Genomic DNA, 12634 nt, shown 5'->3' with positions numbered 1-12634 from the left:
CTGAGCTAAGTATTTGTGCTGGGTGTCCGCTGACATCTACGGTGAGCGAATGCGAACCGATGACGACCGCGCACGCACGATGTCGAGCATCGAGGCGCTGTCCATTGCGATCACCGTGCGGTCGATCCCGCGGGTTCTCGAGCCACTGATGACGACGGACCTGACGATTCAGCAGCTCAAGGCGCTCACCGTCGTCGTCACGACCGAGGAGGGCGCGACCGGAGGCGGACTCGCTCAGGCGTTCGGCGTCTCGATGCCGTCGATGTCGAAGCTCGTCGACCGCCTCGCGGCGGCCGGTCTGGTCCTCCGTGCGGAAGACCAGGTGGATCATCGGGTTCGCCGCATCCACGCGACGGACCTCGGTAGAGCGGTGGTCCGCGAGCTCATGGCCGCCCGGCCGGAGCTGGGCGAAGATGTCCTCTCCCGCCTCAGCCAGGAGGAGCTCGAGGCTCTTGAGACCGGGCTCCGGGCGATCAGCCGGGAGCTGCGCGGACCGCGCCCCTGACCGCTACTGGACCGACCAGCCGCCGTCGGAGGCGAGCACGATGCCGTTGACGTTCGCGGAATCGTCGCTCAGCAGCCACGTGATCGAGGCCGCCATCGTGTCGGCTGACACCACCGGCGGGATGAGGGTGAAGAACGGCGCGAGACGCTCACGACCGAAGTCGGAGGCCATGCTCCCCTCGATCGCCGTAGCGGTCGGACCGGGCGCGACGGCGTTGGTGCGGATGCCGGAGGGTCCGTAGAGGAACGCGGCACTCTTGGTGATGCCGACGACCGCGTGCTTGGACGCGGTGTACGCGGTGCCGGCGGCGTTACCTCGCAGTGACGCCTCCGACGCGATGTTGACCACGGAGCCCCGGCCCTGCTCCAGCATCAACGGCAGGACTGCGCGGCTGAGCGCGAACGTGCCGTCGACGTTCACCGAGAACACTCGGCGCCAAAGGGCGTCCTCGGTCTCGTGCAGGGGCGTCATCCCATCCATGATCCCTGCGATGTTCGCGAGGCCGTCGACCCGCTCCCCCGCCGCTGCGAGGATCTCGGCGACCCCGTCCGTCGAGGTGATGTCCGCCGTCACGGTGACGACTGTGCCCTCGGGCGACGACGCGGCCAGCTCGTCGATGCCCTTGGGCACCACGTCGACGGCGATCACGCGGCCGCCCTCGCGGAGGATGCGGCGCGCGGTGGCGCGGCCGATCCCCGAGCCGGCGCCGGTGACGATCACCGTCCGACCGGTGAACCGGCCGTCGCCGACGGACTCCTCCTGCGTCTCCTCGAGGGGAATGACGCCGCCGTTGGCCTGCTTCACGAGCGTGTCGACCAGCTCCTGCGGGAACCGTCCGCCGCCGAGCTCGACGAGCGTTCGCAGGCTCAGGCCGGACGCGGGGCGCAGGTCCTCGGCCGACTGGCCGCCCTGGGCGAGGATCTCCCGGAGGAGCGGGCCGCCGACGGTGTCGTCGAGCCATTCCTGCAGGGTGTTCTTCGAGGTGAGCATGTCGTTCTCCTTCGTCTCGGGAACGTCGTTCCCCGCGAGGGGCGCGACGCTGTCTCAGAATCGCCGATCCCCGTCCGGGTGGCGTCGTCCAGGCACGGCGGTGCGGCTACTGCGTCTGCAGTAGAAATCACCGATGAGCCGGCTCGAGGGCTGGCAGTACTTCACCAGGAAGGGCCGGCACTTCCTCCGCGAGAATGCGAGGCTTCGGGATGGACACCGCGAGGGCAGCGCAGAGGATCGCAGCAGCGAGGCCGAAGAGGAGCGCGAGGGTGAAACCCGACTCGGAGGGCACCGAGCCTCCGGAACCGCTGACCGCCGAGTTCGCGAGCACGGCGGCGACGACGGCCGCGGCGATGCTCGTGCCGAGGGCACGCATCAGCGTGTTCAGCCCGTTCGCCGCGCCGCTCTCGCTCATCGGGACCGCGCGCATGATCAGCGTCGGCATGGCCGCGTAGCCCAGGCCGATCCCGATGCCGATCACGACGTTGATCACGAGCACGAGCCAGATGGTCGGCTCGAGCACCACGGCGGCGAGGTAGGCGAGGGCGATGATGACGGCCCCGGCCACCAGCAGCGGCTTCGGGCCGACCCGCTTCTCCACCCGGCCTGCGACGGGCGACATCGCGAGCATCGCCAGGCCCGAGGGCATCAGGATCAGGCTCGCCTCGAGCAGGGGCAGGCCCAGGCCGCCCGTGGTCTCCGGGAGCTGCAGCAGCTGGGGGAAGACGATGCTCGAGGAGAACAGCGCGAATCCCATGGCGACGGACGCGAGGTTCGTCATCAGAACGGGGCCGCGAGCGCTCACCCGCAGGTCGACCAGCGGGTTGCTGCGGCGCAGCTCGTACCAGCCCCACAGCAGCAGGGCCACGACTCCGATTCCGGCGCTGATCAGCGTCGGCGCGCTCGTCCATCCCCACTCGTTGCCGCGGGATACCGCGAGGAGCAGGCCGACGAGGCCGATCGCGAGCCCGACAGCGCCACCGAAGTCGAACCTTCCCCGCGCGTTCGAGTCGCCCGCCGGGATGACGAGGACGAAGAGGGCGAGGGCGACGGCGCCGATCGCGGCGGCGACCCAGAAAAGGGCGTGCCAGTCGAAGTTCTCGGTGACGAGGGCGCTGATCGGCAGGCCAAGGGCTCCACCGACGCCGAGAGTCGCGCTGACCAGAGCGATGGCCGAGCCCAGTCGCTCCTTGGGCAGGACGTCGCGGAGGATCGAGATGCCCAGCGGGATCACCCCCATGCCAGTGCCCTGGAGGCCTCGGCCGATGATCAGCGGCACGACCGTCGGCGAGAGCGCGCAGATCACGGATCCCGCGATCAGGAGGGAGAGCAGCACGATCGCGACGCGGCGCTTGCCGTACATGTCGCCGAGCTTCCCCGAGACGGGCGTGCAGATCGCCGACACCAGCAGCGTGACCGTGATCACCCAGGCCGTGTCATCGCGGCTCGCGTCGAGCAGCTCGGGGAGCTGCGCCTGGATCGGGATCAGGATCGTCTGCATGAACGACGCCCCCATCCCCGCGAAGGCGAGGACGGCGATCACGAGATTCGGGCGAAGCTTCCTCCGCGAGGCGAGTGGTTCAGCAGCGGTTGCAGTCATCGGTTCTCCTGGCTCGAATGGTCCGAATGATACGTAGTATCTACACTGATACCGCGTCTCACATCCTATGCTCGAACTATGACCGGAGGGGTGAGAAATAGAGCGCGAGACCTCCTGCGCGCGCAGTTCGCCGCGGCGGTACTCGAGGTGTTCCTCCAGCGCGGCTACTCCACCGTCACGGTCGAGGACGCCGCGCGGGAGGCCGGGATGTCGCGGGCGACCTTCTTCCGCTACTTCGGCAGCAAAGAGGACGTCGTCATCGCCGCGGTGGAGAGCAACAGCCTTGACCACGCAGCGGCGCTACGGGCTCTGCCCGCCGACACCCGAATGTCCGGCTGGCAGCTGGTGCGCCTCGCGATCGAACCGGTCATCGTCGTCGCCGCAGACGACCCAGACGGGTACCGAGCTCGACTCCGCTTGATCATGGGCGAGCCTGCGCTCACTTCCCGGCTGCGGGAGCGTCGAGCAGAAAGTGCCGTTGCGCTCGCAGACGCCCTCGCTGAGCGCATCCCCGACGTCTTCACCGCACGGGTCCTCGCGAACGCTGCACTCGCAGCAATCGACGTCGCCTGGGAACGCTGGGCCATCGAGGACAACGTCGACCTCGGCGCGCTGGTCGATGCCGCCTTCGAGCGCCTCAGCTCCGCAGCTCGCACACTCATCTGAGTTGGCCTGGCCAAGCTCGAGGGTCAAGAGCGCGTGGGAGAGCGGCAGCTCGAGCATTGGGAGGAATGGGCCCAGGTTCCTGTCTGCTCAGACGAGCGCGTCCGATTGCTTATCGGGTGGGAAGTAGCCGTCGGGTGGTGCTGTGTAAGGCAGCGGGTCACCCGGCTTGCTCTCATCCTCCGAGCCCGCGAACGGCCCGTCTGGGGAGAGCAACACGGCCATCTGGCGATCGCAGTGCGTCAGCCACCAGTCGCTCATCGCGGCGGGGTCCTGGCGCGCTTTCTCCCACGCCCGCCAGAGTGATTCGATCCGGCTGATGGCTTCTTCGCTCTTCCACCAGGACGCGCGCCATCGGAAGTTGCCGCGTCCGGGTCGGGTGATCGCGCGGCGGTACTTGTACCGGAGCTGCTTGCGCATGAACTCGTCCGCGGAACCGAAGAACAGCTCCGGCGTCGGATCCTCCCTCGCCTCCTCGTCCGGTTCGGGCGCTTCATCTTCGTCGACGTCCTGCGCGTCGGACTCTGTACCGAAGTCGTACACGCCCATCGCTATGCCGTCCTCCGGCCGGGCTCGTGCGCGGCGATGGAGGCCTTGATCGCCGCGACGCTCTCCTTCGTGCCGCTGTACCAGGGCACGGTGCGCAGCAGCGCTGCGCGGTTGCCGGATGAGAACATCACCGCGCGGCCGCGGGGCATGTCGGCGAGCTCCTGCACTTCGAGGATCTTCTCTCGCTTCAACGCGGAGGACGTGGAGCGCACTCCCTTGTTCATGCTGACGGAGGTCGTCTCGCGGTCGTACGTGCCGATCAGGTCCGACATCTCGCCCAGGAACGCCGGCTCGGAGACACCGCCCGCGTAGACCTTCACGTTGGACGCCGACCAGAGCTTCCGCATCCCGTCCTGCCCGAACACGGCGATGCCTTGGCTGTAGGACTGGAACACGCTCATGATCGGGATCCCCCTCGAGCCGAAGTGGCTGTAGAGGTCGGGGAGGTCGGTCCACCGGCACACGTTCGCCGCTTCGTCCAGCAGTCCTAGTAGCGGAGTCTGCAGCCGGCCGCCGGGTGATTGCGCGGCCAGCTCCTCAGCCGCCTCGATCGTCGCGGCGGTGAGCGCGGTGACGAGCGGGCCGGCGGTGCCGGCGCCTTCCTTGGAGAGGCTGTAAAGGGTGCCGGTGCCCTTCACGAACTCGTGCGGGTCGAACTGCGGCCGCGGAGTGACCGGGGACGGGTCGGGGTTCACCCACCGTTCGATGCCGGAGTTGTTCAGGCATGCGGCCATCCGCTCGGCGGAGGAGTAGATGCCGTCGCGCTGCTTCTCGGTGGCTTGCTGCACGGCGCTGACGCTCTCCGCGATCCGCCGGTAGCCGGCGCGCTCCAGGTACTCGACCGGCTGGGTGCGGGAGACGTTGGTCAGCCACTCGTACACGTCGGTGACGGGCCTGTTGCCGACCGCGGCCGCGAGCAGGAATGCGGCCAGCAGGTTCTGGCCCTTGCCGTCGAAGTAAGCATCCGTCTTCGCGCCCGGCGCCGTGGTGCCGGAGGCGAAGTGCTGCGCCATCTTCGCCGCCTTGGTGTCGTCGGTGACGTAGGAGAGCGGGTTCCACCACCAGGTGGGCTCCTCCAACGCGACGCGCTGCGGATCGAACACCCACACCGCACCCACGGCTGCGCGCGGGTCGCGAGTTGCGTCGAGCACGTCGCGCTTGTTCGATGTCGTGACCACCGCGCCGGGAGCGGCGGTGATCGCGGGGATGACGAGGGATGTTGACTTCCCCACGCGCGGGCCGGCGATCAGGATCATCATGTCCTCGAACGAGGCGTAGACGGTCTTCGCGCCCATCAGCATCTTCCCGATCGGAACGCCCGGGTTCCCGGTGATGCCCAGGCGCTGCGACTTCTTCAACGCAGCCTTCTCCTGCATCGACGCGAGATCCCGGACCGGCGCCATGTAGCGGGCGGCGTGATCGACGTTCGTGCGGCCCTTCGCTCCCATCGCGCGCATCCACAGCACCCACACCCCGATCAGGACGAGGACGCCACCGAAGACCGCGGCGATCATCGTCCCTGATGCGGGCCACGAGTAGATGCCTTTCCGCAGGCCCTCGATCATCGAGAACGGATCCGCCGTGATCCCGGTGTTCACGCCGTCCATGTCGGAGCCGATCTTCATCGACACCGCGAAGCCGACGATTGCGATAATCGCCGCGACCGCCGACACGAGGATCAGCGTCTCGTTGCCAGCTTTCCCGGGCTCGCGTCGGCGGTTGTTCATCGTCGCGGTCATGGTGCAACTCCTTCAATCTGTGCGGTCGTAGTGAGAGTCGGCGGCGCGGGGATCACGCGCTGCACCGTCGTGGTGAACGAGACCGTTGCTGCGGAGGCCACGAAGCCCGCGACGGCCAGGAGCCCGGCGACGGCGCCGGCCTGGCCGAGCAGACCCCGAAGCAGGGCGGCGCGGGCGCGGGCGCCGATCACGACGTCGCCAGCTCGAGCAGCGAAACGGGCGCCGGCAGGAACCGGCGCGGCTCGCACCGTTCGTAGATCGGCCCGTCGTAGCGCGGCGTCGCATCGGCTGTCGCGGCCTCGCAGCTCGAGCCCCAGGTGAGGACGGCCTGGCCGTTGTCGGCGTACTCGACCGGAAGGTCCGTCATGTGGTGTGAGTGCGGGAGCGTCGTCGTCATCGAGCAGCCCCAGAGGTATCCGTCGTAGACGACCGTCGATGTGCAGCTCATACGATCACCCGGTCCCACTGGTCCCAGGCGACGAAGCCCGCCATCAGGGCGATCCCGGTCCAGCAGCCCGTGAGCAGGAACCGATCGCGCTCCGCCGCCCCCTGACTGCGGGCGGCGATCACGCTGACGATCGCGGCACCGGCCGCGCCGGCCGCCACGCAGCTCGCGCCGAGGGCGACGAGGACGCTCACGGCAGGATCTCCACCACGACCGGATCGGTCGCCAGGGGCTCGTTCGCGCGTCCGGCGCGGGAGGTGGTGTGCCAGAGCTTGTTGGTGTCGTTGACGTCGAGCTCGGCGGCGGTGAGCTGCACCCGGATCGGGATGCCGGGGCGGCCGCCCACCTTGATCAGGAACCGGCCGCGCCCGGGAGGCTCCGATTCGTGTCCGGAGACCGGGTCCCAGGCGGGCGGGTCCTGCCAGCTCGTGAGCATCGACTGTTCCGCGTTCGACAACGGGACGGCCGACGTGAGCAGGGGCATCTCAGCGCCGGGGAGGCCGCCGCAGATGACCATGCCGGAGCGTTCCACGAAGCCCTTGGCCTTCATCTGGTCCTCCTGTGATGCGAGCGCGAGGAGGTCGGACATGGTGTGGCTGATCATCGCCAGGCCGACGCCGCGGGCGCGGTTGAGGCGGGTGAGCGCGTCGACGCGATCGACCATGCCCTTGCCCGCGCGCAGCGCCCGCCACAGCTCATCGAGGATCACGAAGTAGTGCCGACGCGGCTCCAGCCCGGCTTCTGCAAGAGCGGAGGCGACGTTGACGGTTCCGAATCCGGCGGACCAGCAGGCGAGGAGGATGCTGGCTTGCAGGTCACCTTCGGAGTCATCGATGGAGGACACGTCGTAGACCACGGGCCGGTCGCGCCGCATCGGGGTGGTGGTCTGGCGGGAGAAGATCTCTCCCAGCCGACCGCCGGTGGTGAGGCCGATGAGGGACGCTTCGAGGTTCTCGGTGATCGCCTTGTAGCGGGTGAGGTCGCCGCGGTCGAGGGCGACCTGGCGGATCTCGTCGGGTGCTGCCTGGATGACGGCGAGGAGGTCCGCGAGGACGGGGATGCCGTCGTGGGTTTCGTCCAGGTACTTCAGCGCCCGGTCGATGATCGTCTCTTCCCGGTCGGTCGGCGGCTCGGAGCGGAGGATCGTCAGAAGCGCGGCGATCATGGTGTGCCGGCGGCCGTGAGCGTCCGCGAGCACTTGAGATGCGAGGCGTTGGGATTTCACGGCGTGCTTGCGCTCCTCTGTCGAGTTCTCGCCGTGAGCGTCGAGCTCGACGGCGCGCTCGAGCGCTGAGTCCGCGTCGGCGCGCAGGCGCGCTGCGGCGGTGGTCGCCTCGCCGGGGTCGAGGATGTTGAGGTAGCCACGGCCGCGGCCGAGGGTGATGACCTGCCCGTCCATCGCCCGGATGAGGTCCACGTAGTCGGGCTTCAAGTCCCCGAGGACCAGCGGGAGGGTGCCGTATCCGGCGAGCCCGGTCGCCATGCGGCGGGTGAGCGAGGACTTCCCCAGGCCCGGCTTGCCAAGGACGAACATCGACGGGTTGGAGATGAGCTGCGCCCTCTGGAACCACGAAATCGGATCGCAGAGGACTGACGCGCCGGTGGCGAGGTTCTTCCCCAGCGGCACGCCGATCATCGGTGTTCCGGTGCCGACCGAGAACGGGTACAGCCCGCACACCTGCACGGTCGTTGCACGGAACTCATCGGCGGGCTGGATCGAGACGGCCTGCCCGCCGCCGCGGCCCAGCCATCCCGTCGGCGTCGGCCGCATCGGGCGCTTGGGGGCCGGCTCCTTCTCGATCTTCTGCTTCCCGCCCTGGTGCGGGATCGCCCGCTTCTTCCGCGACCGCTTCGAGGGCTTGTCGCGGGCGAGCGGCGAGGCCGCAGCGCGGGCCAGGGCGGCGTCCTCCTGCGCCTTCCGGGTCCGGTGGGACACTGCGCGGCTGTCCGTCGTCGCCGCTTCCGCGGCGTCCGTCGACGGTGCACCGATCGCTCCCGTGGGGACGGTCGTGTCGAGCGCGTCGATGTCGCCGTTGTCGTCGATCCGGTCGACGTCAGCGGCGCCGGTGGGCAGCTCGTCGCCTTCGACGGCGATCGCGTCGACGGGCGGGGCGTCGCGGTGGCGGGAGAAGAGCTTGGTAGCGATGCTCACTGGGGGCCTCCAAGAAGGGACGAAACGACGGCGAAGACGGGCGAGGGCTGAGGGTTAAGCCGGGACGGCACCGGACGTGTGTCCAGTGCCGTCCTGGTGGTGGCGGTGTCCGTCACAGGGCTTCCCTGACCTCGTTGGGGATGCGCAGGTGTCGCGGGAGGACCAGGCCGAGCGGGAGTGCGGCGGCGAAGGCGGAGTCCTGCGACCCGAACGCCGGCCGCATCCGCAGTCGGGCGGCCGAGGTGAGGGAGTCGATCGCGGCGCGCGCTTCGGGCTCCTGCGTGCGCTGCATCGTCGTCGCGGTGACGATCAGGCCGAAGTTCATCAGCCCGGCGCCGGAGGCTTCCTCCGCGGCTGTCGCCTGCGCCGAGCGCGTCGAGAGCGTCGAGCGGGCTGTCGGCTTGGTCGACGCGGAGGAGTTGAACTGGGCGGCGTTGAGGTCCGCCTCCACCAGCGCTGCGGCGCGGGCGGGGTCGATGGGGCGGTAGAGCAGGGTGACGCGCTTGCGGGCGATGTCGCGGTGCGGGGCGAGCAGACGGGCGAGGATCCCGGCCTGAACGACGCCGCGAGGCGGGGCGGTCATCGTCCACGACGTCGACACGGCACCGTCGTGCCGGTAGGAGTCCCAGTGCGCTTCGGCTGCGGCGGGGCCGACGTCGGTCCAGGACAGGTCGGCCGTTTCCCCCGCTGCGCGGGCCTGGTCGATCAGGACTGCCGCGTCGGGGTCGTAGGCGGTGCGGATGACCTCGCACAGCTCCTGCGCGTTGAGGGGGCGTGCAGCGCCAGCGCCGGTCGCCGCGAGCGAGGACGTGAGCCCGGGGATGCGGGCGGAGAGGTCGGTGGCGACCTCCTTCGCGTTGCGGCGCTTCCCGCCGATGCGGGCCGTCGCCGTGAACGTCAAAGCGATGTAGGCGCGGATGGTCGCGGACCCGACCGGGTAGGTTTCCACGACCTCTTGGAGCATTGCTCGAGCGAACAGCGGGGCGTCCGGGTCCATCGATCCTTCGACCTCACCGCGCAGGCGCGTGCCGGTGTCGGGGGCCGTCTCGACGGTGACGGAGGCGGCCTCGATGCCGGGCTCGTCTCCGAGGTTGGCGAGCCAGATGCCGTATTCCGCGACCTGGTTGTTGATCTGCTCCTGATCCACCAGCGCGGCGCCGTCCGGCTCCGTCGCGAGGACCACGGTGAAGTGCTTCGTCATGGGTGTGCTGATCAGCGCGAATCGTCGGCCGTGGGAGTCCTCGTGCTCGGTGAGCTGCGAGGGTGCGGCCAGGCCCGGGAGTTGGAAGGTGCCCCACTTCGCACGTCCGGTCGGGCCGGAGCGGTAGATGTTCGCTCCCTTGCTCTTGGTGCGCCACCAGTTCACGCGGACCACTGTCCTTCCCAGGGCTGACTGCCCGTGCTTGTCCTTGACCGAGACGGTCAGGAGGATGCCGCCGAAGATCCCGGCGACGAGGAGTGCGGGACCGAGGCCGGCGAACATGGACGCGACGATCGAGGAGAGGATGCCCACGAACATCACGAGAGTGGCGACCTGACCGAGGCCGCCGAGGCCGGCAGTCTGGGGCTTTCGCCAGTTGCCGTACGTGCGGGCCTTCACCGGATCAGTAGCGGTAGTAGTCATGGGTTAGCTCCCGTTCTCGTTGCTGCCGGTGGCCTCTTCGGTGCCGGCCTTCACGGCCTGCGCGGCGTTCTTGGCGCCCTCCGCGGCCTTGGTCGCGACCGCGATACCGGCGCCGACCGGACCGGCGGCCGCCGTTGCGCCGCCTGCTGCGGCACCGGCACCGGCACCACTGCTCGCCGCTCCGGCGCCCGCGCCCGCCCCGCTGGTCGCGGCGCCGCCGCTCGAGGCGGCTGCGGAACCGGACGGATCGGCGCCCGGCGTCGAGGACGCCGGTGATCCAGGAGAGCTGCTGCTGCCGGTCGGTCCGTCGGTCGACGAGTTATCGCCTCCCCCGCCTCCCCCGCCGCCGTTCCCGCCTCCGCCGTTGTTGCTGGCACGGATCGCGCCGGTCGCGATGTCACCCGCTGCCGAGACGGCAGCGGCACCCAGGAGTAGGCCCGCCGCTCCTCCGCCGCCGACCGAGGAGACAGCCGGGACGAGGAAGCGCATCAGCGCGGGCAGGGCCACGAGCGCGATGAGCATCAGCGCGAGGCCCGTGACGATCTGGAAGAGCCCGGTGCCGTCCGACTTGAACAGGTCGGTGCCGGTCATTCGGAAGGCGATCGCGTACACGATCGCGGCCGCGGGCTTGTAGAGGATGAAGGCGATCGTCCAGGCCATCGCCTTCTTGAACCACTGCCGACCGATCTCGGTGTTCGTGAACGAAGCTGCCAGGGGGAAGATGCCGGCCAGGACGACGAGCATCGCGCCGCGGAAGACCATCAGCGCGATCTGCACGTAGGTCATGAACACCGCGAGCATCCCCAGCAGAAAGAGACCGATCAGGCCGATTCCGGAGGTCGCGGTGAGGCTGATCATCGCGAAGATGTTGGTGCCGAAGCAGTTGCTCTCGCCCTGCTGGGACACGTCGCAGTCGGTCGAGTTGTTCAGGATCCAGATCGAGAACGCATCGCCCGCTTGGGTCGCCAGGCGGATGACGACGAGCCCTGCGCCGGCCACGGCGATCAGCGTCAGGACCGATCCCGCGAGCTCGCGCAGCGGCAGCGCGCGCTGCGTCCACACCATCCGGCCAGCGGCGACGAGAATCGCGAGGATCGCCAGGCCCCCGGTGTACCACTGCAACTGCCCCTGCACCCAGCCGACCACCGAGGAGGACTCGTTCAGGTGCATCGCCAGAGGCAGGAACCCGGTCACGAGCGCCGAGGCGGACGAGAGCAGCAGTACGGCCAGGAGGATGACGCCGATGCGGCCCATGTGAGCTTCGCCGTCCCCGTGCCGACGACGGCTCGCCATCATCACGCCAGAGACGATCAGGGACATCACGGCCAGGCCCGCGGAGACCCACGTCACGTAGCCGAGGATCGTCTCGAACGCCTCCGGTAGCGGCGGTGTGCCGCCACCGTTGACGCCGCCGCCCTGGTCCACGACCGTGACCGGGGAGGGCACGTTCATCCAGACGGTGCCGAGAGAGGCGATGGCCTTGCCGTAGCCCTCGAGGATGTTGTTGACGAACTGCTGCAGCGCATCGTTCGATGCCTTCGAGACGACGTTGCCGACCGCGACACCGGTCCAGCAGGGGACGTCGATGGGGAGGCACGCCTCTCCACCGCCGGTTGTGGCGGTCGCGATCATTGGACACCCGCCCAGACGATGTAGCCGCCGAGGTTCTGCAACGTGGTGGGGCGGAAGGGCGGCTGTCCCTCGTCGGTGACGACGAGTTTCCAGTCGCCGTCGATCCACTTCACCGCGGACGGGAAGCTGATCAGCGAGCCTGTGTTCAGCTCGAACGCGGTGTCGATCGTCGCGTTCTCTCCGTCGTACGACAGCACCTTGAAGCCCGCAATCTGCACGCTCGTGCCGGTATTGCTCTGCTGCGTATCGGCGGCGATAGCGGCATCGCGTCCAGGTCCCGGTGCCGTGAGCTGTTCCACTGCGAGCGGTGCGAGCCGAGCGTCCGATCCCATGGCCCACAGGTTCGAGACAGCGAAGAGAGCACCTTCGACGGTGTGCGAATAGCACGTGCGCACTCCGTCACTGTCCGTTTCCCCAGGGCCGGCCTCAGCGGAGCTAGGAGCGGCCATGGTGCCGACGATGGTCCACCCGGTCGTCGGCGGTGCGGTGAGGGCGCCGCTCTCCTCGTAGCCGGAAAGCCCGCACACGCTCTCGGCATCGGCGGAGACGGTGGAGGAAGGGGTAGGAGTGCCGGGGGTGGCGGCGGTGGTGTCGCCTCCCCCGGCTCCCAGGGACGTCACGCCGAGCACGATGCCTGCGAGGGCGAGTGCTGCGACGACGCTCGCTCCGATGATGAAGCCCTTCGTGGTGAACGGGTTACGCGGTTCGGAGTCGTTCATGACGTCCCTTGCCTTC

General features: G+C 69.1%; 12 protein-coding genes. 2 read left to right on the top strand and 10 right to left on the bottom strand.

The genetic code is table 11. The features are described 5' to 3' along the window. Positions 1-49: 49 nt before the first annotated feature. Positions 50-505, top strand: coding sequence for a MarR family winged helix-turn-helix transcriptional regulator (locus EDF45_RS18945; protein WP_148060329.1), 456 nt, complete (start codon positions 50-52; stop codon positions 503-505). A 3-nt stretch (positions 506-508) separates the two neighbouring features. Here EDF45_RS18945 and EDF45_RS18940 read toward each other — a convergent pair whose 3' ends face one another. Both EDF45_RS18940 and EDF45_RS18935 read right to left on the bottom strand, forming a co-directional pair. Next, positions 509-1495, bottom strand: coding sequence for an SDR family NAD(P)-dependent oxidoreductase (locus tag EDF45_RS18940; RefSeq protein WP_123737447.1), 987 nt, complete (start codon positions 1493-1495; stop codon positions 509-511). A 127-nt stretch (positions 1496-1622) separates the two neighbouring features. Then, positions 1623-3095: an MFS transporter gene (locus EDF45_RS18935; RefSeq protein ID WP_123737448.1), complete on the bottom strand. Its 1473-nt coding sequence runs from the start codon at positions 3093-3095 to the stop codon at positions 1623-1625. A gap of 78 nt (positions 3096-3173) precedes the next feature. On the opposite strand from EDF45_RS18935, the gene EDF45_RS18930 reads away from it, so the two are divergent. Then, the gene (locus tag EDF45_RS18930; RefSeq protein ID WP_123737449.1) at positions 3174-3761 is read left to right on the top strand and encodes a TetR family transcriptional regulator; all 588 of its coding nucleotides are present in this window, start codon (positions 3174-3176) and stop codon (positions 3759-3761) included. 87 nt (positions 3762-3848) lie between these two features. On the opposite strand, the gene EDF45_RS18925 is transcribed toward EDF45_RS18930, so the two are convergent. The 8 genes from EDF45_RS18925 to EDF45_RS18885 all read right to left on the bottom strand — a co-directional run bounded on the left by EDF45_RS18925 (position 3849) and on the right by EDF45_RS18885 (position 12618). After that, the gene (locus tag EDF45_RS18925; protein ID WP_123737450.1) at positions 3849-4307 is read right to left on the bottom strand and encodes a DUF4913 domain-containing protein; all 459 of its coding nucleotides are present in this window, start codon (positions 4305-4307) and stop codon (positions 3849-3851) included. A gap of 2 nt (positions 4308-4309) precedes the next feature. After that, the gene (locus EDF45_RS18920) at positions 4310-6046 is read right to left on the bottom strand and encodes a type IV secretory system conjugative DNA transfer family protein (RefSeq protein WP_123737451.1); all 1737 of its coding nucleotides are present in this window, start codon (positions 6044-6046) and stop codon (positions 4310-4312) included. 187 nt (positions 6047-6233) lie between these two features. Then, positions 6234-6413, bottom strand: a complete 180-nt coding sequence (locus EDF45_RS18910) for a hypothetical protein (RefSeq protein ID WP_148060330.1) — start codon at positions 6411-6413, stop codon at positions 6234-6236. Positions 6414-6490: 77 nt separating this feature from the next. Then, on the bottom strand, positions 6491-6685 hold the full coding sequence (locus tag EDF45_RS18905; protein WP_123737454.1) for a hypothetical protein: 195 nt from the start codon (positions 6683-6685) through the stop codon (positions 6491-6493). Further along, positions 6682-8643 (bottom strand): ATP/GTP-binding protein, encoded by a 1962-nt coding sequence (locus tag EDF45_RS18900; RefSeq protein WP_397460064.1) that lies wholly within the window; start codon positions 8641-8643, stop codon positions 6682-6684. Before EDF45_RS18900 ends, EDF45_RS18905 begins: the two co-directional genes overlap by 4 nt. A 112-nt stretch (positions 8644-8755) precedes the next feature. Then, complete coding sequence (locus EDF45_RS18895; protein WP_185020277.1) at positions 8756-10267, bottom strand: SCO6880 family protein; 1512 nt, start codon at positions 10265-10267, stop codon at positions 8756-8758. Between the two features lie 3 nt (positions 10268-10270). Next, on the bottom strand, positions 10271-11899 hold the full coding sequence (locus EDF45_RS18890) for a hypothetical protein (RefSeq protein WP_123737455.1): 1629 nt from the start codon (positions 11897-11899) through the stop codon (positions 10271-10273). Then, the gene (locus EDF45_RS18885; protein WP_123741038.1) at positions 11896-12618 is read right to left on the bottom strand and encodes a hypothetical protein; all 723 of its coding nucleotides are present in this window, start codon (positions 12616-12618) and stop codon (positions 11896-11898) included. The genes EDF45_RS18890 and EDF45_RS18885 overlap by 4 nt, the downstream gene beginning before the upstream one ends. Between the last annotated feature and the right edge of the window lie 16 nt (positions 12619-12634).

This window comes from Rathayibacter sp. PhB186, assembly GCF_003751825.1.
In the GTDB taxonomy this organism is placed as follows: Bacteria; Actinomycetota; Actinomycetes; order Actinomycetales; family Microbacteriaceae; genus Rathayibacter; species Rathayibacter festucae.
This window is presented reverse-complemented; position numbering and strand designations above follow the sequence as displayed.